Annotated in this window: 21 protein-coding genes; 4 read left to right on the top strand and 17 right to left on the bottom strand. The window is 76.1% G+C overall.

Annotated elements, in window-relative coordinates; translation table 11 throughout:
• Positions 1-221 precede the first annotated feature (221 nt).
• Positions 222-1,574, top strand: coding sequence for a lytic polysaccharide monooxygenase (locus OOT42_RS18915; RefSeq protein WP_273652700.1), 1,353 nt, complete (start codon positions 222-224; stop codon positions 1,572-1,574).
• 102 nt (positions 1,575-1,676) lie between these two features.
• Here the strand turns inward: OOT42_RS18915 and OOT42_RS18920 are convergent, their stop codons facing one another.
• From OOT42_RS18920 to OOT42_RS18955, 8 genes are all read right to left on the bottom strand, one after another.
• The gene (locus OOT42_RS18920; RefSeq protein WP_273652701.1) at positions 1,677-1,895 is read right to left on the bottom strand and encodes a hypothetical protein; all 219 of its coding nucleotides are present in this window, start codon (positions 1,893-1,895) and stop codon (positions 1,677-1,679) included.
• A 56-nt stretch (positions 1,896-1,951) separates the two neighbouring features.
• Positions 1,952-2,962, bottom strand: coding sequence for a hypothetical protein (locus OOT42_RS18925; protein WP_273652702.1), 1,011 nt, complete (start codon positions 2,960-2,962; stop codon positions 1,952-1,954).
• A gap of 175 nt (positions 2,963-3,137) precedes the next feature.
• Complete coding sequence (locus OOT42_RS18930; RefSeq protein ID WP_273652703.1) at positions 3,138-3,674, bottom strand: phage tail protein; 537 nt, start codon at positions 3,672-3,674, stop codon at positions 3,138-3,140.
• Positions 3,675-3,677: 3 nt separating this feature from the next.
• The gene (locus OOT42_RS18935; RefSeq protein ID WP_273652704.1) at positions 3,678-4,172 is read right to left on the bottom strand and encodes a phage tail protein; all 495 of its coding nucleotides are present in this window, start codon (positions 4,170-4,172) and stop codon (positions 3,678-3,680) included.
• Between the two features lie 9 nt (positions 4,173-4,181).
• A complete protein-coding gene (locus tag OOT42_RS18940) occupies positions 4,182-4,700 on the bottom strand; it encodes a phage tail protein (protein ID WP_273652705.1) in 519 nt (172 codons plus the stop codon).
• Between the two features lie 3 nt (positions 4,701-4,703).
• The gene (locus tag OOT42_RS18945; RefSeq protein ID WP_273652706.1) at positions 4,704-5,096 is read right to left on the bottom strand and encodes a DUF6916 family protein; all 393 of its coding nucleotides are present in this window, start codon (positions 5,094-5,096) and stop codon (positions 4,704-4,706) included.
• Entirely contained in the window at positions 5,093-5,590 is a 498-nt protein-coding gene (locus OOT42_RS18950) for a GNAT family N-acetyltransferase (protein ID WP_273652707.1), read from the bottom strand. The genes OOT42_RS18945 and OOT42_RS18950 overlap by 4 nt, the downstream gene beginning before the upstream one ends.
• The gene (locus tag OOT42_RS18955; protein WP_273652708.1) at positions 5,590-5,985 is read right to left on the bottom strand and encodes a DUF6916 family protein; all 396 of its coding nucleotides are present in this window, start codon (positions 5,983-5,985) and stop codon (positions 5,590-5,592) included. Before OOT42_RS18955 ends, OOT42_RS18950 begins: the two co-directional genes overlap by 1 nt.
• A 245-nt stretch (positions 5,986-6,230) precedes the next feature.
• Here OOT42_RS18955 and OOT42_RS18960 point away from each other — a divergent pair, with 245 nt between their 5' ends.
• Positions 6,231-9,815 carry a hypothetical protein gene (locus OOT42_RS18960; protein WP_273652709.1) on the top strand — a complete coding sequence of 1,195 codons (3,585 nt, stop codon included), beginning with the start codon at positions 6,231-6,233 and terminating at the stop codon, positions 9,813-9,815.
• A 142-nt stretch (positions 9,816-9,957) separates the two neighbouring features.
• Here OOT42_RS18960 and OOT42_RS18965 read toward each other — a convergent pair whose 3' ends face one another.
• On the bottom strand, positions 9,958-10,818 hold the full coding sequence (locus OOT42_RS18965; RefSeq protein WP_273652710.1) for a helix-turn-helix transcriptional regulator: 861 nt from the start codon (positions 10,816-10,818) through the stop codon (positions 9,958-9,960).
• Positions 10,819-10,907: 89 nt separating this feature from the next.
• Between OOT42_RS18965 and OOT42_RS18970 the strand changes: the two genes are divergently transcribed.
• Entirely contained in the window at positions 10,908-11,624 is a 717-nt protein-coding gene (locus OOT42_RS18970) for an alpha/beta fold hydrolase (protein WP_273652711.1), read from the top strand.
• Positions 11,625-11,937: 313 nt separating this feature from the next.
• On the opposite strand, the gene OOT42_RS18975 is transcribed toward OOT42_RS18970, so the two are convergent.
• From OOT42_RS18975 to OOT42_RS19010, 8 genes are all read right to left on the bottom strand, one after another.
• Complete coding sequence (locus tag OOT42_RS18975) at positions 11,938-12,270, bottom strand: DUF6458 family protein (protein ID WP_273652712.1); 333 nt, start codon at positions 12,268-12,270, stop codon at positions 11,938-11,940.
• Positions 12,271-12,405: 135 nt separating this feature from the next.
• Complete coding sequence (locus OOT42_RS18980) at positions 12,406-14,445, bottom strand: S9 family peptidase (RefSeq protein WP_273654884.1); 2,040 nt, start codon at positions 14,443-14,445, stop codon at positions 12,406-12,408.
• A gap of 248 nt (positions 14,446-14,693) precedes the next feature.
• The gene (locus OOT42_RS18985; RefSeq protein WP_273652713.1) at positions 14,694-15,737 is read right to left on the bottom strand and encodes a type IV toxin-antitoxin system AbiEi family antitoxin domain-containing protein; all 1,044 of its coding nucleotides are present in this window, start codon (positions 15,735-15,737) and stop codon (positions 14,694-14,696) included.
• A 292-nt stretch (positions 15,738-16,029) separates the two neighbouring features.
• Entirely contained in the window at positions 16,030-18,120 is a 2,091-nt protein-coding gene (locus OOT42_RS18990) for a PhoX family protein (protein WP_273652714.1), read from the bottom strand.
• A 238-nt stretch (positions 18,121-18,358) separates the two neighbouring features.
• The gene (locus tag OOT42_RS18995; protein WP_273652715.1) at positions 18,359-20,626 is read right to left on the bottom strand and encodes a cytochrome c oxidase assembly protein; all 2,268 of its coding nucleotides are present in this window, start codon (positions 20,624-20,626) and stop codon (positions 18,359-18,361) included.
• A gap of 23 nt (positions 20,627-20,649) precedes the next feature.
• A complete protein-coding gene (locus tag OOT42_RS19000; RefSeq protein ID WP_273652716.1) occupies positions 20,650-21,396 on the bottom strand; it encodes a copper resistance CopC family protein in 747 nt (248 codons plus the stop codon).
• A gap of 20 nt (positions 21,397-21,416) precedes the next feature.
• Positions 21,417-22,352 carry a YcnI family protein gene (locus OOT42_RS19005; protein WP_273652717.1) on the bottom strand — a complete coding sequence of 312 codons (936 nt, stop codon included), beginning with the start codon at positions 22,350-22,352 and terminating at the stop codon, positions 21,417-21,419.
• Positions 22,353-22,514: 162 nt separating this feature from the next.
• Positions 22,515-23,237, bottom strand: coding sequence for a hypothetical protein (locus tag OOT42_RS19010; RefSeq protein ID WP_273652718.1), 723 nt, complete (start codon positions 23,235-23,237; stop codon positions 22,515-22,517).
• A 224-nt stretch (positions 23,238-23,461) separates the two neighbouring features.
• Here OOT42_RS19010 and OOT42_RS19015 point away from each other — a divergent pair, with 224 nt between their 5' ends.
• Complete coding sequence (locus tag OOT42_RS19015; protein ID WP_273652719.1) at positions 23,462-25,291, top strand: MDR family MFS transporter; 1,830 nt, start codon at positions 23,462-23,464, stop codon at positions 25,289-25,291.
• Positions 25,292-25,339: the final 48 nt, after the last annotated feature.

The following is a 25,339-nucleotide window of genomic DNA, read 5'->3' on the forward strand; positions in this document are numbered from 1 at the left end:
CCCCAATTGCCTCGATCGTGCAGGGCCGAACGGGTGAGCGCGACGTGACGCTCGTGGCGTCGTCGCCGTCCCGCGGGCGAAACGGTTCGGCGCCTTGTCGACGTCCTTCCCGCCCCGCGACCCTGACCGGACCCTGCCCCAGGCAGCCGCCCGGGCCGGCGAGACGCCGGTCAGGGGGCGAGCCCCGCGGCGACGTCGCCGCACGTCGGAAGGAGTCCCCCGTGTCCACCCTCACCGCTCTGCGGCGCCGAGCCCTGGTCGGTGCCGCGACCGCGGGGCTCGCCGCCGCCGCGCTCGTCGCGCTGCCGGCGCCGGGCGCCGAGGCCCACGGCGGCCTCACCTACCCCCAGACCCGGACCTACGCGTGCTACCTCGACGGGCTCGCGGGCGGTCAGGCGGCCGGGCAGGCGGGCAACATGCTGCCGACCAACCCGATCTGCCAGGAGGCGCTCGCCGCGAGCAGCTACCCGTTCTACAACTGGTACGGCAACCTGCTGGGGACGATCGCGGGCCAGCACCAGACGATCGCCGACGGGAAGCTGTGCGCGCCGGACCCGAAGTTCGCGGCGTTCAACACGCCGAGCGCGCACTGGCCCACCACGAAGCTGCAGTCGGGCGGGCAGATCACGTTCCAGTACGCGGCGACGGTCCCCCACCCCGGCTGGTGGACGCAGTGGATCACGAAGGACGGCTGGGACCCGACGCAGCCGATCGGCTGGGACGACCTCGAGCCGGCGCCGTTCGACCGGGTGCTCAACCCGCCGACCCGGTCGGGCGGCCCGACGGGTCCCGAGTACTACTGGACCGCGCAGCTGCCGCAGAAGAGCGGCCGGCACGTGATCCTGTCGATCTGGGAGCGCACCGACAGCCCGGAGTCGTTCTACAACTGCTCCGACGTGGTCTTCGACGGCGGCGGCACGGACCCGGGCGACCCCGGCGACCCTGGTGACCCCGGGGACCCGGTCGACACGACGGCCCCGTCCGCGCCCGGCACCCCGACCGCCGCGGCGGTCGACGGGACGACGGCGTCGCTCACGTGGCCCGCGTCGACCGACGCGGTCGGCGTCACGGGCTACACCGTCCACGACGCCACGACGGGCGCGGTCCTCGCGCGGCCCACGTCGGCGGCCACGACCCTGTCCGGCCTCACGCCCGGCACGTCGTACTCCGTGTACGTCACCGCGACCGACGCCGCCGGGAACGTCTCCGCGCGGTCCGCGACGCTCACGTTCAGCTCGGGCACGGTGCCCGTCGGGTCGTGCTCGGTGAAGTTCGACGTCTCCAACGCCTGGTCGGGCGGCTTCGTCGGCAACGTGACGGTCGCGAACGAGTCGATGACGCCCGTGAACGGGTGGGAGCTCACGTGGACGTTCACGAAGGGTGAGAAGGTCACGCAGGCGTGGAACGGCACGGCCACGCAGTCCGGCGCCGTCGTCACGGCCCGCAACGCGGCGTGGAACGGGACGATCGCGCACCACGGCTCGGTGAGCTTCGGGTTCATGGGGTCGAGCAGCGGCGCTCCCGGTCAGCCGACCGGGGTCGCGCTCAACGGGCTGCCCTGCTCGCTGGCCTGAGCGCTCGCGGTTCTCGGGGGCCCGGTCGTCACGGCGGCCGGGCCCTCGGGCTGCTGCGCGGAGATCGTCCGGGGTGGCGTCCGGGGCGTGCGCCCCTCGCGGTCAGGCGCTGGCGGTGATCGCGCCGACGACGCGGACCTTCACCGCGACGCCGTCGACCGCCCGCGGCACCTCGGCGGACCGGCCGCGTGAGGACACGTTGACCTGCAGCAGGTAGCCGTCGCCGTCCGGTGTGATCCCGATCCCCCGCACGTCAGGTCGCCCGGCGAGGTCGGCGCGCAACCGTTCTTTCGCCGCGCGCGCCTGCTCGAGATCCGCCATGCTGCACCGCTTCCCGCCGTGCCACCGCGGAGGTCGGGCCGCTCGCCGGGGCAGGGTCAGGTGGCGAGCGTCGCACCGAGGGCGTCGAGCACGGCATCGATGGGGTTGAGGTAGGTCAGCCCGGACCCATTCTCGCTCCCGGTCTCCGAACCCGCAAAGAGCAAGCCCAGCGCGACGCCGTCCTCGCGGTACACCAGGGAGCCCGAGTCGCCGCCGCGCGAGAACGCCGACCCGCCCGTCGACTCGACCTCGATCTGCCCGTCGAACGCGATCTCACCGAGCTCCTCGCCGTAGCCCACGACGACGTCGTCGAGCTCGATCGCGGTCACGCGGCCGTGCGTCACGGACGTCGTGCGGCCGACCTTCGCGACCTCCTCGTTGCCCACCGCGACCGCCGTCGTCGTGACCGGCCCGACCGGGTAGCGCAGGTCCACCTCGGGGTCGTCCAGCAGCGCGATCGCGCAGTCCACGGTCGCGCGGCCGTGCGGCTCGAGCTCGACGCGGCCCGCGAGCTCGCCGACCTTGTCGCGCGCGGTGCGCCCGCCGTCCGCCGGGCCGGGCTGCAGGATCGGGTCGCCCATGGCCGCCGACGGCGTGCCCGACAGCACGTGGTAGTTGGACAGCGCGTGCATGCGGCCGTCGACGACGACGAACGCGCCGAGCGTCCCCGCCGACACCTTCGCGTGCGCGATCGAGACACCGGGCCGGAGCGGGCGCACCCGGCCGGTCTCCCCGAGCGAGCGCGCCGTGACGACGGGCGGGCGGGGCGTGACCGCCGGGCCGCCGGGCGTCGCGAGCGTGCGGATCCGGCCGGTGCGGCGCACGTCGGCGGCGGGGCCGACCTGCTCGGCCACCTTCCGCGCGATGCTGCGGACCGCCGGGAGCCCGAGCCGGTAGCGCACGGCGACGCCGTACCCGCCGTCGGCCAGCGGGGCGAGGCCCAGCGCGAGGGGCACCGCCGCGGCGTGCACGTCCGCCGCGTGCACGCGGTGCCGCGCGAGCTCCCGCACGTAGTCGCCGACCTGCGCCTTGACCTCGCGCGCCTCGCGCTCGTCCATCGATCCCATCGACCCCCCTGCCGATCGCCGCCCGGTGGTGTCCCGGTGCTTGGCGGCAAGTCTGCCGCGTCGCACCGACACCTGCCGCGCGACGTCCACGACGCCGGGGACGGTCGGGCGGCCGCGCACCCCGTGCGGCAGCGAGCGCCTCGACGACCGGTGACGGCACACCCCCCGCGGGGGCTCAGCCGCGCGGCGGGAAGATGCCCTGCAGCGCGATGATGAAGGTGAGCACGAGGTAGGGCGGCATGTTGTCGTGCGGCTGGCCGCCGCCCGTCACGGACAGCGCCGCCGGGCTCATCGTGAGCGCGCCGGGGCCACTGCCGTAGAGCTCCTCGGTCACGCGCCCGATGCGGCTCGTCGCCCACGCCCCGCCCGACGGGTTGCCCGTCGTGCCGCGGGTGCCGTCAGGCACGCTCCCGACGGTGTGGCCGTGCACGGGGAGCTCGGACTCGAGGAGCGTCACCGTCTGCGAGCCCAGGACCTCGCCCGGCGCGACCGGCTGCAGCCCCGGCCCCTGACCGTGCTGCAACGGGCTGCGTCCCCGCAGGTCGGGCAGCGCGAACGTGCTCTTCCCGTCACCGCCGTAGGTGGTGCCGAGGAGGGAGAACAGCGCGGTGTTCTGCGAGATGGGCATGAGCTGCCCGTCGCACAGCGCCCACCCCGTCGGGGCGAAGTTGCCGGCGAACATGCGGATCTCGGCGACGAACTGGTCGGACATGGCTCAATTCCTGCTGGGGAAGATGCCCACCAGCGCGATCACGGCCTGGAGGGCGGCGTACGGGGGCATGTTGGCGTGCGGCTGCGAGCCGCCGGTGTTCCCGACGAGCCCGTCGGCCATGACGGCCTGCGGGGTCGCGCCGTAGTGCGGCGCGTCGGTCACGGCCCAGCGGCCCGCACCCGGCGCGGTGCGGTCGGCGGTCGCGGCGGCGCGGACCGGGTGCGTGTGCGCCGGCATCTCGGCGACGGTCAGGGTGTGGTGCTCCGCGCCCGCCGCCTGGCCGAGCGAGAAGCCGTCGCCGACGTGCACCGGGACCCGCCCGCGCAGGTCGGGCAGCGCGAAGGTGACGCGACCGTCGCCGCCGTACGTCGTGCCGAGGAGGGAGAACAGCGCCTGGTTCTGGTTGATGGGCAGGAGCTGCCCGTTGCACGCGGCCCAGCCCTTCGGAGGGAAGCCGAACGCCGTGAGGCGGATCTCGGCGAGGAACGGTTCCGACATGACGTGTCCTCAGTTCTGCTGGGGGTAGACGCCGAAGAGCGAGATGATGAACGACACCGCGAGGACCGGGTGCCGGTTCTCGTGCGGCTGCGAGCCACCCGTCGGGCCCACCGCGTCCGCCGCGAGCGCGTCGCCCGGGAGCGTCGGCGACGGGACGAACGCCGGCGCCGTCGACGCGGCCCACACCGCCCCGGCCGGGGACGTGCCCGTCGCGGCCGCGACCGCCGCCTGCGGGCGGTGGGTGTGCTGCGGGACCTGCTGCGTCGACAGCGTCACCGACTCGACGCCCCCCGTCTCACCCAGCAGGTACGACCGCGAGATGCGCGGCCCCTGGCCGACGTGCAGCGGTGAGCGTCCCCGCAGGTCCGGGAGCGCGAACGTCTCCTGGCCGTCGCCGCCGTACGTCGTGCCGATCAGGGTGAAGAGTGCGTCGTTCTCGGAGATCGGCACGAGGCGGCCGTCGCAGAACGCCCAGCCGGCCGGCTCGAAGCTCCCGGCGAACATGCGGATCTCGCCGATGTACGGCATGGGTCAGGCCTCCGTCCCGGCGCCGGCCGCGGGGCCGGTCGTGCCGTCGGTCGTCGGGTGGGTCGGGTCGGCGGAGGCGTCGGCGGGCCCGGTGAGGGCGTCGTCCGGCCCACGGGGGGCGTCGTCGGGCACGACGAACGTCGCGACGAGGAGCGTGCCGTCGGGCTCCGCCGCGCTCGGGACGGCGAGCAGCGCCTGCGGGCCGACGCCGGGCAGGTCGAGCACGACCGTCGCCTGGCCCGTGCCGACCGGTGCGCGGAACGTGACGTCCCACGTCGCCCAGCCAGACGACGTCCGCCGGTCGGAGCACGAGCGGACGGTCCACGCGCCGCGCTGCTCGACGGCGACGTCGGTGCCGACGGCGGCGCGCCAGTCGGACCAGGTGGCGACGGTCACGGGCGGGCCTCCAGCAGCACGTCGAGCACCGTCCCGGCGGTCTGCTCGGCGGTCGCGGCGTCGTCGACCGGGACGAACCCGAGCCTCGCGTAGAGGGCGGCGGCGCGCACGTTCGTGGCCCGCACGTGGAGGCGGACCGGCGCGCCCGCGGCGTGCGCGTCGGCGAGGACGCCGCGCAGCACCGCGGTGCCGGTCCCCCGGCCCTGGTGGTCGGGGTGGACGGCGACGTCGAGCACGTGCACGACACCGGCCGAGCGGGCGAGGACGAGGCGGCCGACCGGCGCGCCGTCGACCTCGACGACCACGTCGTCGGTCGCCGTCCCCGCGAACGCCGCCTCGCGCGCCGCGTGCTGCCCGCGCAGGAACGTCGCGGTCGTCGCGGTGTCCCACCCGGCGGCGGCCACGTCCGTCGCGCGCGACGCCGCGTACAGGCCGGCGACGAACGCGGCGTCGGCGGGCGTCGTCGGGCGCAGCGCGAGCACGGCGAGGCCCACTAGACGGTCCGGTCGACGACGGCCTCGAGCTCCGTGCCGTCCGGGCCGACGGGCCCGACGAACACGACGAGGTCGCCGTCGTCGTGGGTGAGCGTGCGGATCGCGCCCGGCAGGTCCCGGGTCGACGCGGCACGGAACGTGAGGGCGAACGCGTCGGCCGTCGGTGCGGCACCGTGCGGGCCCGTGACGGAGGCGAGCGTCAGGACGTGCGTCGACCCGTCCACGACGGTCCGGAACCGGCTGCCGACGAGCCCCCGGACCGACGCGAGCTCGAGGGGGAGGGTGCGGCGCGCGAGCGGGACGCCGACGGCGACCGCGACGGCACCCACGGCGACCGCTCCCGCACCGCCCGCGAGGACGGTGCGGCGCGACACCACGGTGCGGGGCGAGGGCACGGCGTCCTCCTGTCAGAGCGTCGGCCGGGTGCGGTACGGGCACGTCGGCACGAGGGGGCACGGGTGCGCGACGGGGGGGTGCGGGGGTCGCGCGGCGTCGTGAGCCTACGAGGTTTCACCCCCACCGCCAGGCCCTCCCAGCGGGTGAATCCTCCTACGCTGACCCGGTGCCGCACCGCGCTGACCTGCGATTTCACCGATTCGTCGCCCTTGCGGCGGTCCTGGCGGGCGGTTTGTCGGGATCGGTGGCCGCCGCCCCCGCGGCCGTCGCCGCACCGACGCCGCTCGTCGTGACCACGACCGTCGACGCGCCCGTCGACGGCGCGTGCGCCGACGCGACCCCGGCGACCCTCTCGCTGCGCGAGGCGCTGTGCCAGGCGCAGTCGCTGACCGACGCCGCGGTGACCGTCCCAGCGGGCACGATCAGCCTCACGGCAGGCGCGCTCGTGTACGCGCCGACGTCCGGCGGCCGGACGCTGACCGTCACCGGCGCGGGCCGCGACGCGACGCGCGTCGACGCGCACGGTGCGTCGCGCGTGCTCGACCTCGACCGGCTCGGCGTCGGCCACCTCGACGTGACCGTGACCGGCCTGACCCTCGCGGGCGGCCGTCCGCTCGTCAGCGACCCGTGGTGGGGCGGCGGCGCGGTCGTCGCCGGGTCGGCCCTTCCGGGCGCCCCCGACGCGCTGACCCTCAGCTCCTGCCGCGTCACCGGCAGCGCGAACGCGCCCGCCGGCCAGTCCGACCAGGGCGCCGTCGGCGGTGGCGTGCAGATGAGCGGCGGCTCGCTCACCGTCCGCGACTGCCTGCTCGACGGCAGCACCGCGACGGAAGCCGCGGGCGGCGCGCTCGCCTTCGTCGGGGTCGACCCCGGCGACGCGGTCGTCGTCGAGCGGTCGACGTTCACCGGCAACGCGTCCGTGGGAACGCTCGGCGCCGGTGTCACCGGCGGCGGCGCGCTGTTCGTCACGGGCGACGTCGACGTGACCGTCAGCGCGTCGACGTTCACCGGCAACAGCGCGGCGACCACGTCGGGCGCGTCGACGCAGGGCTCGGCGGTCCTCGTCGAGACCGGCACCGCGACCGTCTCCGGCTCGACCGTCACCGGCAACACCGTGACCGCCACCGCGGGCACCCCCACGTCGCACGGCGCGCTCGTCCTCGCACACGGCCAGGTCACGACGTCGCGGCTCGCCGGGAACACGACCACCGTCGGCGGCACCGTCACGCGGGACGCCGTGCGCGGCGGCGCGACGGTCCCCGCGAACTGGTGGGGCTGCGTCGACCCCGCCGCCGGGACCGGGTGCGACACCGCGCCCGACGCGGCGACCCGCGAACCCTTCGCACGGCTCGCGCTGACCGCGTCGCCGACGATCGACCTGCCCGGCCGGACGTCCGCGATCGGCGCCGCCGTCACGATGTCCGACGGCTCGGCCGTGCCCGCCGCGCTCGCCGCGGTCCTCGCGGACGTGCCGCTCACCTGGGCGACGACCGCGGGCACGGTGAGCGGCGCCGAGACGACCCTCGGGGCCGACTCCGCCGCCGGTGCGACACTCACCATCGCCCCGGGCGACCCGCGCGTGTCCGTCACCGTCGACGGCTCGACCGCCGGCACCACGGTGACGACCGCCGTCCCCGCGAGCGTCACCGGGCAGCCGTCCGACGCCTCGGTCGTCGAGGGCGCGACCGCCGCGTTCGCCGTCGTCGCGTCCGGCACGCCCACGCCGACCGTGCAGTGGCGCACCTCGCCCCCCGGCTCCTCGACCTGGACGGACGTCCCCGGCGCGACCGGGACGACCCTCAGCGTGCCGGGCACGACGCGCGCGGCCGACGGCACCCGGTACGCCGCCGTCGTGCAGAACGCCTTCGGCGCGCCCGTCACGTCCGCGCCCGCGACGCTCGGCGTCCGGTGGGGCGCCGAGACCACGCGCGACCCCGCCGACGTCACCGTCGTCGCCGGGCAGGACGCCGTCTTCACGAGCGAGGCCGCCGGGAAGCCGGCCCCCACGACGACCTGGGAGCGGTCGACCGACGGCACGACGTGGGCACCGGTCGCGTCCGCGACGGGCACCACGCTCACCCTGCCCGCGGTCGCCGCGGCCGACGACGGCCTGCGCGTCCGCGCCGTGCACGCCGGCGAGACCGTCGTGACCTCCGCCGCCGCGCGCCTGACCGTGCAGACCCGCCCGACGCTGTCCCCCGTCGCGGGCGTCGTCGTGGCCGACGGCGGCACCGCGCAGCTCACCACGACCGTCGGCGGCTCACCCGCGCCGTCGGTCCGCTGGCAGCGCCTCGTCGGCGGCACGTGGACCGACGTGCCCGGCGCGACCGGTGCGACGCTGTCCGTCGTCGTCGACCCCACGTTCGACGGAGCCCGCTACCGCGCCGTCGCGACGTCCGTCCTCGTCGACGGCACCGCGACCGTCACGAGCAACGAGGCCGTGCTCGACGTGCGGTACGGACCCGTGGTCGACGTGCACCCGCAGCCCGTGACGGGCCTCGTCGGCGGGAGCGCGCTGTTCACCGCGGCCGCGCACGGCAACCCCGCACCGACCGTCCAGTGGCAGACGTCCCCCGACGGCACGACGTGGACCGACGTGCCCGGCGCGACCGGCGTGCTCTGGACCCGCCTGCTGACCGCCGCCGACGACGGCCTCCAGGTCCGCGCGCGGTTCACCGGCCACGGCGTCACCGCCACCACCGCCGCGACGCTCACCGTGCAGGACGCACCCACCGTGACCGACCCGGCCCCCGCCACGGCCGACGCCGGCGGCACCGCGACCTTCACCGTCGCCGCCACCGGCCTGCCGGCCCCGACGGTCCGCTGGCAGACGCTCGTCGACGGCACCTGGACCGACGTCCCCGGCGCGACCGGCACGACCTACGCCGTCACGGCGACCGACGCCCTGCACGGCGCGTCCTACCGCGCGGTCGCGACCAACGTGCGCGGCTCGGCGACGTCGGCCGCCGCCACGCTCGCCGTCCGCACACCCCCGACGGTCGCCGACCCCGTCGACGTCGTCACGCGCCCCGGCGAGGACGCGACCTTCACCGTCACCACGACCGGCCGCCCCGTGCCCGACGTGACGTGGGAGTCGTCCACCGACGGCACCACGTGGACGCCCGTCGCCGGCGCGACCGGCCGCACGCTCACCGTGACGGCGGACGCCGCCGACGACGGGCTGCGCGTCCGCGCCGTCGCCACGTCGACCCTCGTCGCGGGCACCGCCACCACGCGCAGCGCCGCCGCGACGCTCACCGTCGTGCCCGACCCCGTCGAGGTGTCCGGACCCGACGCGAGCGCACCGGTCGCGGCCGTCGCCGGCCGGTCCACCACCGTGACGTTCGTCGTCCTCGGCTCCGACCTGCAGGGCCGGTGGGAGCAGTCCCGCGACGGCGGCACCACGTGGGCGCCCGTCGGGCCGTCCGTCACGACCAACACCATCACGGGCGTCTCCGCCGTCCGGTCGCTGCGGTCCGCCGCCGCGCCCGCCACGCGCACCGCGTTCACCGCGACGTTCACCCCCACGCACGCCGACGACGGGATGCTGCTGCGCCTCGTCGTCGTCGACGCCGCGGGCGAGACCGCGCTGCGAGCCGTGACCCTCGACGTCCCCGCGGCGCCCACGCCGTCCGTCAGCCCGACGCCGGGCGGTTCCGGCGCGGGCACCGGTGCGACCGGGGGCTCGCGCGGGTCCGGCAGCTCGGCGGCTCACGGCGGGCGCCTGTCCAGTACGGGCAGCACGGTCGCGCCGGTCGCCGCCGTCGCCGGGCTCCTCGTCGTCATCGGTGCGGCCGGGGCGCTGATCGGTCGCCGCCGCCGGGCCTGACCGGCCGGTGGCCGACCGTCGGCCTCAGCAGGTCGCGCTCGCGGGCGGCTCGTCGAGGTCGGTGCCGGCCGCCGGCGGCGGGTCGCCGGCAGCGGCGGGTCGCCGGCAGCGGCGGGTCGCCGGCTCGTGCCCGCCCGGACCGTCAGAGGTCGTGCTCCCGGCGGCCCACCGGCCGGGCGTCGTCGGGCGGCTCGCCCACCACGGCGACCGGGCGGGCGTCGTACGGCTCCGCGGTCACGTCGGCGCGGCGGATGCGGTCGAGCCGGAACCACCGCACGTCGTCGCGCGTGCGGCACCACGCCGCGAGATACCAGCGTCCGTGCGAGCGGGTGAGGACGATCGGCTCGACGCGTCGCTGCGACGGCGCACCCGTGACCGGCGCGTACTCGATCGCGAGCACCCGCTGCCGGGACAACGCGTCCTCGACGGCCCGCAGGACGCCCGACGACGCGACCGGCGGGCCGCTCCGGGGGGCACGCGGAGGATCGCCGGGAGTCCCACGCGCCGCCAGGGCCGTCCCGTCCCCAGGCGGCGCGGTGCTCGTGGAGGCACCGTCGGACGGCGCCGGGCTCGTGGGGGCGCTCGCGCGCCCCACCCCGCTCGCGGGTGCGCTGTCGGGCCGCGTCCACACCCGCTCGGAGAGGGCGAGGGCCCGCGCGCGGTCGGGCGCGGGCATCGCGTCGAGCACCTTGTCGCGGGCCGTCCGCGCGTCGACGCCGAACGGGCTGCCGGCCGGCAGCGCGTCGACCGCGAGGGCCAGCGCGACCGCCTGCGCAGGCGTGAGCGCGACGGGCGGCAGCGTCGCGCCCACGAGGACGTAGCCGCCGCCCGCACCGGCCTGCGCGACGACCGGCAGACCGGCCTGCTGCAACGCGCTCACGTCGCGCTTCACGGTGCGCGTTGTGACCTCGAAGAGCCGCGCGAGCCGCGCGCTCGTGGTGCCGCGCGGGCCGACGCGACGCAGCTCCTCGGCCATCGCGTACAGGCGGTCGGTGCGGTTCACGGTCGCGCTCCACGGTCGTCGTCGGGACTCCATGATGGTGACACGAAGGTGACAGACGGGTGTCACCGACCTCGCGCGACGCTGGTCCCATGACCACGACACACCTGATCCTCGTCCCCGGCTTCTGGCTCGGCGCATGGGCGTGGGACGACGTCCTGCCCGGGCTGCGCGCCGCCGGCCTCGAGCCCCACCCCGTCACGCTGCCCGGGCTCGACCCGGCCGACGGCACCGACGGCGTCACGCGCGCCGACCACGTCCGGACGGTCGTCGAGCTCGTCGACCGGGTCACCGCGGACGGCGGCGACGTCGTCCTCGTCGGGCACTCCGGCGGCGGCGCGGTCGTCGGGGAGGTCGTCGACCGGCGGCCCGACCGCGTGCGCCGCGCCGTGTACGTCGACAGCGGCCCGCTCGAGGACGGGTCCGCGCTCGCGCTCGACCTGCCCACCGACCAGGCCGACCTGCCGCTGCCGTCGTGGGAGGAGCTCGCCGACCAGGGATCGAGTCTCGACGGGCTCGACGACGCGGCGCTCGACCGGTTCCGGGAGCGGGCCGTCCCGCACCCCGGGGCCGTCGCGCGCGGCGCGGTGCGCGTCGGCGACGACCGCCGCTTCGCGGTGCCGGTGACCGCGGTCTGCACGAGCCTGCCGTCCGGGGTGCTGCGGACCATGGTCGACGGCGGACCGCCGCTGCACACCGAGCTCGGCCGGTACGACGTCACCTACGTCGACCTGCCGACCGGTCACTGGCCGATGTTCAGCCGTCCCGACGACCTCGCCGCGGTCCTCGTCGAGGCCGCCCGCGCCTGACGCCGCCGACCGCCGGAGCCCGCTGCCCGCGAGAGCCCCACCGGGTCGCGCACCCCAGCCCGCCGCCCGCGTGAGCGCCGCCGAGTCGCGCGCCGAGCCCGCCGCCCACGAGAGGCCCCGCCGAGTCGCGCGCCGGAGCCCGCCGCCCACGAGACGCCCCGCCGAGTCGGCCGGCGGAGCCCGCCGCCCGCGTGAGCCCCGCCCCGTCGGGCGCCGGTCCACCGTCGCGGACCCCGCCCGCGCAACGCGACGCCCCGGCGACCAGGTCAGGTCGCCGGGGCGTCGTGGTCCTGCGGGCGGGTGCCCGCGACGGTCAGGCGCCCGCGGGAGGCGCGGGCGGGGCCTGCGGGGGCTGCTGCTGCTGGACCGGCTGCACCGGGGTCTGCTGCACCGGCTGGACCGGCTGCTGGACCACGGGCTGCGCGACCGGCTGCGCCGTGCCCACCGCGCGGTGGTCGACGACCTCGCGGTGCGACGTGTTGCTGCGCTGCGCGTTGATGACCAGCGCCAGGATCAGCGCGAGCACTCCCGCACCGATGCAGATGTAGCCGATCATCGTCAGGTCGATGGCGTCGATGCTGTCCCGGACGCCGAACGCGAGGATCGCGCCGATGACGATCAGGGCGATGCCGCCTCCGATACCCATGCGTGGCTCCTTCCGTCCCGTCGAACACCCAGGGACGCCCCTCGATCTGGGTCGAAGTGGGCGGCGCTCGACTATTGACAGAGGAGTTTGGCGCGGGTATTGGCACTCCGCATCCGGAGGCGGCATCTCACCCGATCAGCCGAGCACCTCCGGGTACCGGACGTCGGCCTCGCCGAGCACGTGCTGCGCGAGGAACGCCTGCACCACCTGGTACCAGACGACCGCGTGCTGCGGGCTGAGGATCCAGTGGTTCTCGTCCGGGAAGTAGAGGAACCGGTGCGGCGTGCGCCCCTCGTCGTCGGCCGGCAGCCCGGACCGCGACACCAGCTCGTACCAGAGCCGCAGGCCCTCCCCGATCGGCACCCGGTAGTCCTTGTCGCCGTGCACCACGAGCATCGGCGTGACGATCTTCTCGACGAACCGGTGCGGCGAGTTCTCGAGCGCCATCTCGGCGGTCATCTCGCGCTCCCAGTAGTACGCCGCGTCCGTCGTCGGGCCGAACTGGTCCAGCGCCCACAGGCTCGCGTGCGTGACGATCGCCTTGAACCGGTCCGTGTGCCCCGCGACCCAGTTGGCCATGTAGCCGCCGAACGAGCCACCCATCGCCGCCGTGCGGGACGCGTCGACGTCGTCGCGCGCCTCCGCGACGTCCGTGACCGCCATGAGGTCCGTGAACGGCGCCTCGCCCCACGAGCCCCATCCGGCCTGGACGAAGTCCTGCCCGTAGCCGGTCGACAGCGCCGGGTCCGGCAGCAGCACCGCGTACCCCTGCGCGACCAGCAGCCACGGGTTCCACCGCCACGACCACGTGTTCCACGACCCGAGCGGGCCACCGTGGATCCACAGCAGCAGCGGCGCGGGGCGGTCGGCGCTCGCACCGTCGGGCAGCGCGAGCCACGCGCGCACGCGTCGGCCGTCCGTGACGGTCGTCTCGACCTCCGTCAGCCGACCCGGGACGGTCGGCGTCGCCACCGGCCCGACGAGTGCCGTCGCCGGGACCGGCGCGCCCGACGCGATCGCCTCCGCCAGGTCGATCCGCACCGGGTGCGCGGGCGCCTCGTACGACGAGCGCAGCGCGTACGCGGTCCGCCCGTCGGGGCTGACCTGCAGGTCCGTGAACACCGCATCGTCCGCCGTCACCCGCGTCACCGTGTCCGACGCGAGGTCGACCCGGAACACCGGCCCGCGCCCGTCGTCGTCGGCCAGCACGAGCAGCCCGTCCGACCCCGGCAGCCACACCGGGTCGTGCGGCCAGCGGTCCCAGCCCTCGGCGAGCGTGCGCGCCTCACCGCCCGCGAGCGGCACGACCTGCAACGTCACCTGCGGCGCGCGGTGCGGCGTCGAGATCGACTCGCGCGTGAAGACGACCCATCGGCCGTCCGGCGACACGACCGGCCCGTACAGGTCGGCGCCCTCGTCCGCGACGAGCGTCCGCCGCTCCCCGCTCGCGACGTCGACCGCTACGAGCTCGCTGCGCTGGTCCCCGCGCGCCAGGTAGGACGTCCAGCCCGTCACGACCGTGCGGCCGTCGGGCGCGATCGCCGCCGACTGCTCGACGAGCGCCGCGCGCGCGTCCGGCGTCGCGTCCCGCAGCGTGAGGCGCGGGTCCCGGTCACCCGCGAGCGGCGTCACCACGTCCGCCGACAGGTCCGCCGTGAACAGGTGCGGCGCGTCCGGGCCCAGGTCGTGGTCCCAGTACCGGACCGGGTACGCGTCGTGCAGGATCGCCGCGATCTTCTTGTCCTTGCGGGCCTTGCGGAGCTTCTCGTCGGTCTCCGCGTCCGGCGCCGACGGCAGCACGTCGCTGCTCACCAGCACGACCGACGCGTCCTTCGCCGTCCGCACCCCGCCGACACCCGCCGCACGGTCCGCGACCACGCGCGCCTCGGCGTAGTCCGCCGGCAGCAGCCACAGCGCGGGGACCGGGTCGTCGTCGCCGTCCTTCGCGTCGGGGTCGGGGCGCGCGCTCGTGAACAGCAGGTCGCCGCCCGACGTGAACGCCGCGCTCGCCTCACCCTTCGCGCTGCGCGTCAGCCGGCGGGCCGGCTTCTCACCGGTCGGGTCGACCTCCCACAACGCCGTCACGTACTTCGTGCGCTTGGCGTCGAGCGTCGACACGGCCGTCACCAACCGCGTGCCGTCGGGCGACAGCACCAACCCCGACACCCGAGGGATCCCGACGTACGCGTCGAGGTCGTGGAACGGGGTCGCGGGTGCCGGCCGGACGTCGGCGTCGGCGTCGGCGTCACCGCCGCCACCCGCCTGCCCGGCGCCGCCCCCGGTCGTTCCGGCGCTGCTGCCGCCGCTCGTCGTCGTCGACGTGCCGTCGGAGGTCGTGGTGCCGTCGCCACCGTGCGTGGTCGGTCCGGTCGTCGAGGGGGTCGTGTCGTCCGGGCCGCCGTCGGCCCCGAGGTTCGCGAGAGTCACCGCCCCGTCCTATCACGCCCACCCGGACCGCCTCCCCCGCCGACCCGGGTCTGGTGACCGGAAACGCCGCGGGAGCGGTCACCACACCCGGGTCGACGATGGGGCGGGAGGGCGGCGGTGATCGTGCGGACCAACGGTCCCGACGCGCCGAGGTCGGCGGCGGTGAAGCGGAGGAGGGTCACGCGGCCCGTGGCGAGCAGCGCGTTCTGACGTCGTCGGTCGCGGAGCACGGCGTCGGGCGTCTCGTGCACCTCGCGCCCGTCCATCTCGGCCAGCAACCACCGGTGGCCGTCGAGCCGCCACCCCAGGTCCGCCCGGCCGAGGAACGCCCCATCCGCCGACCGGACGACGACCTGCAGGTCGTCCGGCGCCACGCCCGCGGCGACGCAGTCCACGCGCGCGAACGACTCGAGCGGCGACTCCGCCCGCGGGTCGACAAGACCCCAGACGTCGCGCGCGGCGGCTGCACCGCGGCGACCCGCGACCAGCCGACGGACGTCCCCGAGCGCCTGGGCCGGGAGCAGCCCGCGGCGCAGCACGTCGTCGAGCACCGCGACGGCGTGGCGCGTGCCCAGACCGGGCAGTGCCTGAGCGAGCGCCCACGGCAGCTGCGCGACGCGCCCTGCGCCGTACCGGCGGACCGGGAACGGTGTCGGGTCGCCGAAGCACCGCACGGTGATGCCGTCGCGGTCCCGGAGATGACGGCCGCCCGGGAGCGCGACCTCCGGTCGGACGTCCGCCGGGAGCCCGGCGACCCCGTGCAGCACGAGCGCCGCGGCACCGACCGCGACCGCGTCCGGGCCGAACGCGAGCAGCCCGAGCCACGCGGCGGTCTGCCGCCGCTCGTCGACCGTCCGCGCCCGGCCGGGCATGACCTCGTACACCGACCTGGTGCGTCGGACCCACCGCCCCGACGACACGAGCCGCGTCCGTCTGCTGCCTCCGACGCCTGCGAGCGAGGCCTGCGCGGCGGACACGAGCCCGCCCTGGCGTCGAGCGAGCGTGAGCAGAGGCAACGGGACGTCGGACCGGCCAGGCATGGCCCGACCTCACCGCCTCGCCCCGCCGCCCGGCAGACGGCCCGACCGCTCCTGTGGAGCCAGCCCCACCCAAGCCCGCCTGTGGACGCCTCACCACGCCCGCCCCCCACCGACCCGCCTACCTCCCCCCGCACCGTGGGGCGACCCGGGCCTGGTGACCGGAACGACGCCCTGAGCGGTCACAAGACCCGGGTCGCCCCCGTGTTCGACGGTGGGGAGGGCGAGGCGCGCGATAGGTCGCCCCGGGGCGGCGCGGGCCGGCGGGTGTCAGGGTGCCAGCCGGCCCGGGCGGTCAGGAGCGGTAGACCTGGACGACCGAGGGGCGGGGGCCGCCCCAGCGGCCGGCCGACAGGGAGCCCGGGGTGACGTAGTCCGGGAAGTAGGACTGCTGCGCCGCCCACGTGCCGTCCTCGCCGGGGTGCTGGACGGCGACGTAGACCATCTCGTCGCGGTCGCGCACGACCGGGCCGCACGTCTCGGCGCCGCGCGGCACGGCCAGGAACTGCTGGACGTGCCCCCGCTCACGACCCGCGAGCGGCACCTTGAACAGGCCGTCGCAGTACCCGATCGTGCCGGGCTGGCCGTCGGTCGAGATCCACAGGTTGCCCGACGAGTCGAACGCGACGTTGTCGGGGCACGAGATCGGCGACACCTTCTCGGGCGGGAAGCCCGCGAAGTACGTGCCGGTCGTCGTCGCGGGGTCGCCGCAGAGCAGCAGGATGCTCCAGCCGAACGTGAGCGACCGGGGGTCGTTCGACGCCTCGGTGAGCTCGACGACGTGCCCGTGCCGGTTCGTGACACGCGGGTTCGACTCGGTCGCGCCCTCCTTGCCGGCGGCACCGCGGTCGGTGTTGTTGGTGCACGCGACGTACACACGACCGGTCACGGGGTTGGGCTCGACGTCCTCGGGGCGGTCCATCTTCGTGGCGCCGACGGCGTCGGCCGCGAGCCGCGTGAAGACGAGCACCTCCTCGGTCGTGAAGCCCGGCACCTGCGAGACGCCGTCGAGCACGAGCGGGATCCACTCGCCGGTCCCGTCGAACGCCCCGTCGGACGGCAGCGCGCCCGTCCCGGTGATCTCGGAGACGGGCGAGTCGCCGAGGAACCGCGCGACGTACAGGTTGCCGGCTGTCAGGAGGCGCTTGTTCGCGTCGCGATGCCGCCGGCCCTCGCGGTAGCGGTCCTTCGCCACGAACTTGTAGAGGTAGTCGAACCGCTCGTCGTCACCCATGTACGCGGCGACGTGGCCCGACCGCCCGACGATGACGTTCGCGCCCTCGTGCTTGAACCGGCCCAGCGCGGTGTGCTTCACGGGCGGAGCGGTCGGGTCCTCGGGGTCGACCTCGACGATCCAGCCGAAGCGGTGCGGCTCGTTCTCGTACCCGGGGTTGCGGGCGTCGAAGCGCGGGTCGACGTTCTCCCAACCGCGCGTCGTCGCCTTGTCGGCGAAGCCGTACCGCTTGTCGGCCGCCGACGTCCCGGCGGTGCGGAAGTACTGGTTGACGTTCTCCTCGCCCGACAGGACGGTGCCCCACGGCGTCGTGCCGCCCGCGCAGTTGTTGAGCGTGCCGCGCGCTGTCGTGCCCGCGGGGTCGGCGACGGTCCGCAGCAGCGCCGAGCCGGCCGCCGGGCCGGAGAACGTGAACGGCGTCGACGCGGTGATCCGCCGGTTCGCGCGCGCGCCGACCTTGTAGGTCCACGGCTTGCCCTTGCGCTCGCGGTACAGGCCGACGACGGACAGGCCGTGCGACGCCATCGCGACGCGACGCTGCCGGTCGAGCTCCTCGGGCGTCGTCGCGGGCGGGAACATGATGTTCTCGTTCGTGTACTCGTGGTTCACCACGAGCACCCCCGAGCGGCCGTCGCGGTCCTCGAGGACGTCGACGTAGTCGCAGTTGTAGCCGAACAGCCGCTCCGCGACCTCGGGCGTGACCGTCGTGGGGTCGAACCGGTCACGCGACGACAGCAGCGGGTCGCCCCAGCGCACGAGCGGCCGCCACTGGTACCCGGCGGGCACGGTGAACGCGTCGGTCGCGGCGGGGACGGGTGCGATCGGGGTGAAGCCGAGACGACCGCGCGGGCCGCCGCCCGGACCGTGCGCGGCGGCGGGCGTCGCGTCCCCGATCACGGGCGCGATCGCGACGGCCGCGCCGGCCACGACGGCACCCGCGAGGACGGCGCGACGGCTCAGTGCGGCGTCGACGACGTCACGGAAGTACGGGTTGTCGGTCGTGTTCGGGACGGGCTGCGCGCACGCGTCGCCGCACTTGAGGTGGCACGTCACGGGCGACCGCTTGCCCGACGTGTGCCCCGCCATCGGCAGGAACGGCAGGAGCGCGCGGCGGGAGGGGGTGGGTCCGGGACGGTCGTCGGTGGTCGTCATGCGCGGGCCTCTCGGAGGGCGGCGGGCGGGGGCGACGACAGCCAACAACCCGGAGGATCCCGACGAACCGCCGCCCGGTGAGCGACCGGTGAACACCCGACGAACGTTCCCCACCACCCGCTGGGCCGGCCGGTGGGACGGTGGGCGACCCGGTGCTGGGTACCGCGTCCGACGCCCGGGCGGTCACCGGACCCGGGTCGAGGCCAGCACGGCGTTCCCGGCAGCGTCGCGGCGGCGGTCAGCCTCGGGGCGGCTCGGCGTCCTTCGTGGCCTGGTGGGCGTCGCGCTCGGCGAGGCCGGCGAGCATCGCGTTGTACTCGTCGAGCTCGACGTCGCCCTCGCGGTCGACCTTGCGGTCGCGTCGCCGCGCGGTGCGCTCGTCGTCGCGCGCCCACGCGAACCCGACGCCGATCGCGAGCGCGAGCGTCGGGATCTCGCCGATGCCCCAGGTGATGGCGCCGCCGATCTGCTGGTCCGCGAGCGCGCTCGGCCCCCAGGGGCGGCCCATGAGCCCGAACCAGTCGGCGACGAGCAGCGTCTCCCCGGACACGAGCGCGACGCCGAAGAAGGCGTGGAACGCCATGGTCGCGAACAGCAGCAGGAGCCGCTGCGGGTACGGCAGGCGGCGCGGGCCGGGGTCGATCCCGACGAGGGCGTTGACGAACAGGTACCCGGCGAGCGTGAAGTGCACGACCATCGCGAGGTGCCCGACGGGCGACCGCAGCGACCACTCGAACAGCCCGGTGTAGTAGAAGGCGATCATCGAGCCGACGAAGTTGACGGCGGCGACGACGGGGTGCGCGAGGAACGACCCGACGCGGCTGTGCACCAGCACGAGGATCCACTCGCGCGGGCCGCGGGAGTCGTCGTCGCGCAGGCGCGTCGAGCGGACCGGCAGCGCGCGCAGCGCGAGCGTCACGGGCGCGGACAGCGCGAGGAAGATCGGCACGACCATCGCGAGCACCATGTGCTGGACCATGTGCGCGCTGAACAGCACGTGCCCGTACAGGGCCGGCCCACCGGACGTCGTCCAGCCGAACAGCAGCATCCCGGCGGTCCACGACGCGGTGCGCGCCCACGGCCAGGTGTCGCCGCGCCGGCGCAGCCGGAGCGCCCAGCGCCAGTAGACGACGAGCCCGGCGACGGCCGCCGACGCGAGGAGCAGGTCCCAGCGCCACTCGGTGAGCCAGCGCAGCGCGGTCGGCTCGGGCGGCAGCGGGTGGCCGGTGAGGCGGTAGGCGGGCGACGGGTCGGCGGGCGGCTCCTCGGGGACGGGCGGGGCCGTCGACCCGAGCGCGACGGCGACGCCGGAGACGGCACCCATGACGGCGAGCTCGACGAGCACGAGCCGCCAGAACAGCGCAGTGCCGGCGCGTCGCGCGGCGTCGACCGTGGCGCTCGGGACTCCCCTGGTGCTGCCGGTGGCAGGCGTGTCCGGAGCTGCTGTGGGCTGCGCGCGGGGTGTGACCGCCGCACCACCGGTAAGGCGCGGGATGACGGCCCGCCGGTGGGCGAGGCCGAGCAGCCCGAGCAGCCCGAACAGCGCGACCTTGGCGAGCAGCAGGACACCGTAGGCCGACGTGAGGTCGGACCACCCGCCGGTGCGCAGCAGGCCGTTGACGAGCCCCGAGACGGCGACGGCGACGAAGCACCACCCCGCGATGACGGAGTACCGCGCGACGGACGCGGACAGGTCGGTGCCCACCCACCGGACGACGACGGCGAGCGCGGCGAGCGCACCGATCCACACGGCGGCCCCGACGAGGTGCACGACCATCGACGACGTCGCGAGGTCGTGCCCGGACGCGCCGGCGGCGTGGCCGAGCTGCGCCTGCTGGTAGAGCGCGACGAGCACGACGACGGCCGTCCACGCGGCACCGGTCGGTGTCGCGACGACGAGCGACAGCGCGGTGACCACGGCCGCGGCGGTCGTGACGAGCAGCAGCGTGCGGCCGAGGTCGATCTGCGTGACGAAGACGCCGAGCTCCTGGCCGAACTGCGCGGACTCGACGGGCCGCCCCGCGACGTTCGCGTAGGTGAGCACGAGGTGCACGAGCGACGCGACCGTCCAGACGCCCGCGGCCCACGCGGCGACGAGGAGGCTGCGCGGGTACGACCGGCCGTCGGCCCGGCCCGGGGTCACGCGCGCATCGGCGGCGAGGGCGGTCCGGCGCCGCGGCAGGACGCCGATCGCGAGGACCAGCGCACCGAGCGCGACCGCCCCGGCGAGCTCGGTGAGCGTCTTCGCGACGGGCAGCCCCCAGCGGACCGCTGACCCCGGGTCGGCCATGAGGCGCGGGGCGACCGCACCGGAGAACGCGACGCCCGCGACGACCGCCGCGACGGCGGCGACGACGAGCAGCGCGACCCGCACGACGGGCGGCGACCCGGGCCGCGGCGCGCCGCCCTCGGGACGGGACGCGGGCCCGGCGCCCGGGCGCGACGACGCGTCGGACCCGCCGGTCTGGCCGGGGGTCCGCGCGCCGCCGCGCACCGGGGTGGTCATCACTCCAGCCTAGGTCGCGTCGCTCAGGCGTCCGGCCCGACGGGCTCGCCGTCGCCGGCGACGTCGTCCGGGCGCCGACGCAGCAGGTACCACGCGGCGACGCCGCCCGCGACGACGAGGACGCCGCCGATGCCGGCGAGCAGCGGCCCGGCGACGGCGGGCTCGTCGTCGGCGGTCCCGCCGGCCGCTCCGTCGTCGGCCGGCGCCGTCGCGTCGTCGGTCCCGGCGGGTGCCGTCGCGTCGTCGGTCGTCTCGGTGGTCGAGGTCGCAACGTCCGACGGCGTGGGCTCGGGCGCCGGGACGGGGGCGCCGCCGGTCCCGGCGACGGTCGCCGCCGTGGCCGTGAAGCCGAGCGTGCCCTCGATGGGGTGCCCGTCGGCGGAGGTCACGCGCCAGCTCACGGTGTACGCGCCTGCGGGCAGCTCGCCCGCGAGCGGCTGCGCGACGGTCGCGTCGACGAGCTCGGCGGGACCGGCGCTCACCACGCGCCCGTCGGCCGTGGTCACGACGACCTCCGTCCCGATCGCGGTGGCGGCCATGTCGAACGTGAGCGTCACACGGTCCGGGGCGAACGCGACCGTCGCCCCGTCGGCGGGGTCGCTCGCGCGCAGCGTGTTGTGCGCCTGCGCGGCCGGTGCACCCGCGAGGGCGAGCGCGCCGACGACCGCGACGAGTGCGAGCAGTCGCGCGGCCGCGCGCTCGACAGGGCGTGGCTCGGCGACGGACGGGGTGCGCGCCGGGGTGGCCCGTCGGGCGGACGTGGGGAGCATGTCGTCCAGCATCGCCCACCTCATGCCGTGGTCCGGCGCCGGCGGGACGTGACGACGGCCACGGCGAGCGCACCGAGCCCCAGGAGCAGCCCGGCGCCGCCGAGGGCGCGAGCGACGACGTCGGTCGGCTCGCCGTCGCTGGTGACCGGGTCGTCGGACGCGCTGACGTCGGCGCCGGGCGCAGCGGTCCCGGCATCCCCGGCGTCGTCGTCCGCGTCCGGGTCGGGCGCGGCCGTGGTGGTGAGGACCGGCGCGGGGTGCGCAGGCTCGCTGCCGTCGGCGGCCACCTCGTCCCAGTCGACGACGGTGCCGTCGCTGTACGACTGGTGCGCGGGCAGCACGACGTCGAGACCGACCTCGTCCGGGAGCGGCCCGGCGGAGATCTCGAACTCCTGGAACTGCCCGTCGCCGATCTCGGCCCCGGGCGCCGCGGTCCAGGTCACGCGCGCGGGGGCTTCGGTGATCGTCGTGCCGTGGCTGTCGACGGGCTCGGCCAGCGGCGCCGTCTCGACGGTCGCGGTCCACCCGGGGACGGGCCGCGTCGACACGAACAGGAACGGGGTGTCGGTCGGCAGGTCGACGACGACCTGCGTCGTGACGGCCGTCGCCGACTCGTTCGGCACGCGGAACGTCAACGCGCTCCAGCCGCCCGCGACGGTGCTCTCGGGGATGACGCGGACATGCGCGTCGGCGGCGGTGGGGAGCACCGCGACGGCCAGGCCGAGCGCCACGACGACCGCAGCCCGGTGACGCGCGGACCGCCCGACGCGGGTTCGGGCGGCTGGACGGGCCGACGACGCGAGGGCACGTGCGCTCAGAGAGGCCGCGCTCGACGCGGGTGCGGCGAGGGAGGCGGCCGCGGGGGCCGACGGCGTGACGGCGGCGCGGGCGGTCGCACGTGCCGCGGCGCGCGCGGGTGCGGGGACGGGGACGGGGACGGCGACGTGCAGGGGCATGAGGGTCCTTCGGGCGTCGCGGACCGAGGTCCGCGGGGTGGTCGTGGAAGGGCGCGGCCCGACGCCCGGCCTCGACGACGAGGGTCGGCGGTCCGGGCGAGGCGCGCGGCTCCCGCGCGACGACCACCGATCGCCCCTCCTGGAGCGGGCCCGGCGGTCGCGTCAGCGCGCGGGGGGTGCGGGCGGGGCCGCGGGTGGGCCGCGGCGGGGGTGGGCGCGCGCCCAGGGCGCTCGGTGCGGCGACGCGTCGACGACGGGACCGACGAGCGGCGCACCGGCGGGCACGACGAGGGGCGCGGGCACGACGACGCGGGGCCGCAGCCAGGCGAGCAGCCAGTGCAGCGCCCGGTCGCCGCCGGCGACGACGAGCGCGGTCAGGACGGTCGCGACGACGTGCAGCACGAGCATCGCGGACGCCCCGAGCAGCGGGGCGGCGACACCGTGGGGGTCGGCGCAGGCCACGGTCCCGACGGCCTGCCCGGTGTGCGCGGCGTGGTCCACGACCTGCCCGACGGCATGTCCGGCGTGACCCGCACCGGGTGCGGTCGCGAGCGCGGCGTGCTCGGCGGCGGTGTGTCCGGCGTGCGGGTCGCCGGCCGCGACGGAGGAGCCGGCGACGCAGGCGGTCGCGCCGAGGACGGTGAACGCGTGGTGCAGTACGAGCTGCCCGACGCCGAGGACGGCCGTGACCGCGACGACCCCGAGCCGGCGGCCCGCGAGCGCGACGCACACCGCGAGCACGAGCGAGGTCAGCGCGACCAGGACGACACCCGCGGGGAGCACCCCGCCGCCGAGGACGTGCGCGAGCCCGGCGAGCGCGACGACGACGGACGCGACGACGCCCGCGCGCACCAGGCGCCACGGTCCCGTCGTCGCGGAGGGCATCCGGTCACGGTAGCTGCGCAGGTGGGACGTCCCGATCCCGTGAAAAGTTTCGTGCGCCTGCGACCTGGCGGGACGCTCGCCGGGCTCGCGGGTGTGACGGGGAACACGCGGGTGCATGCTCGGTGTTGGGCTCAGTCGGACGCGAGCCCGCGCGTCCCGCGGACCCCGGCCCGCACCGCATCGCCGCTCCACCGTCCCCCGCACCTCGCCGTCGAGAAGGACCGATGCCCGCAGACGCCGCCACGGCCACCCCCGCACCTCCCGTGTTCCACCCGCCCACGCACCGGGAGATCCGCACGATCCTCGGCGGGCTCATGCTCGGCATGTTCCTCGCGGCGCTCGACCAGACGATCGTCGCGACGTCGATCCGCACGATCGGGGACGACCTGCACGGACTGTCGTTGCAGGCGTGGGTGACGACGGCGTACCTGCTGACGGCGACGATCTCGACGCCCCTGTACGGCAAGCTCTCCGACATCTACGGCCGCAAGCCGTTCTACCTGCTGGCGATCGCACTGTTCGTGACGGGGTCGCTGCTGTCCGGGACGGCCGGCTCGATGTACGAGCTCGCGCTGTTCCGCGGCCTGCAGGGCCTGGGGGCGGGCGGTCTGATGGCGCTCGCGATCACGATCCTCGGCGACCTGGTCGCGCCCCGGGAACGTGCGCGGTACCAGGGGTACTTCCTCGCGGTGTTCGGCACGTCGTCGGTGCTCGGGCCGGTGATCGGCGGGTTCTTCGCGGGGGCCGACGAGATCCTGGGGATCACCGGGTGGCGCTGGGTGTTCCTCGTGAACGTGCCGATCGGCATCCTCGCGTTCGTCGTCATCCAGCGCGTGCTGCACCTGCCGCCGCTGCGGCGGGTCGAGCACCGCATCGACTGGCCGGGCGCGCTGGCCCTCGTCATGGCGCTCGTCCCGCTGCTGATCGTCGCGGAGCAGGGCCGCGAGTGGGGCTGGTCGTCGGGCCGCTCCGTCGCCGCGTACGCGACCGGCGCCGTCGGCCTGCTGCTGTTCTGGCTCGCCGAGCGGCGGGCCGAGCAGGACGCGATCCTGCCGCTCTACCTGTTCCGCAACCGGACGTTCGGGGTGGGCGCGGCCGCGAACGTCGTCATCGGCCTCGGGATGTTCGGCGGGCTCGCGACGCTGCCGCTGTACCTGCAGATCGTCCGCGGGCAGACGCCGACGGAGGCGGGCCTGACGCTGATCCCGTTCACCGTCGGCATCATGTCCGGGTCCGTCATCGCGGGCCAGACGACCGCGCGCACCGGCCGGTACAAGGTGTTCCCCGTCATCGGCACGATGCTCATGGTCGTCGGCGCGCTGCTGTTCTCGCGGCTCGCGGTCGAGACGCCGTTCTGGCAGATCTTCGCGTCGTCGGTCGTGTTCGGCCTGGGCCTCGGCCTCACGATGCAGCCGCTCGTGCTCGCGGTGCAGAACGCGGTGGCGATCCGCGACATGGGCGTCGCGACGTCGTCGTCGCTGTTCTTCCGGCAGATGGGCGGCACGCTGGGCACGGCCGTCTTCCTGTCGATCCTGTTCTCGACGGTCGGCGGCAACATCCGCGACGCGTTCGCACGGCTCCTGCCGACACCCGACCTCCAGGCCGCCCTCACGGACCGGGCCGTGCTCGCCGACCCCGCGAACGCCGCCGTGGCCGAGGCGATCCGGGGCGGCGGGTCCCTGCCCTCGCTCGACGACTCCTCGTTCATCGGCGCGCTCGACCCGCGGCTCGCGCAGCCGTTCCTCGAGGGGTTCGCGCAGTCCGTCGACCTCGTGCTGCTCATCGCGGCCTGCATCATGGTCGTCGGCGTCGTGCTCACGATCCTGCTGCCCGAGCTGCCGCTGCGGACCGTCTCCGGCATCGAGGGGCGCCTCGCCGAGGGTGCCGACGCCGACGCGCCGCCGGCCGCGGACCCGGCCGTCGAGACGCCGCGCACCGCAGGCGGGCCCGTGACCGCGATCGGGGGCGTCACCGCGACCGTCGCCGACGCCGACGCCGCACGTCGGGAGGCCGCCGCCGCACCCGGCCCGCCCGCGGATCTGCCGGATCGCTGAACCATCCGAGCCGCGGGACCGTGTGAACCGTTGACACGACGGAGCCCA

Source organism: Cellulomonas fimi (assembly GCF_028583725.1).
Lineage (GTDB): Bacteria > Actinomycetota > Actinomycetes > Actinomycetales > Cellulomonadaceae > Cellulomonas > Cellulomonas fimi_B.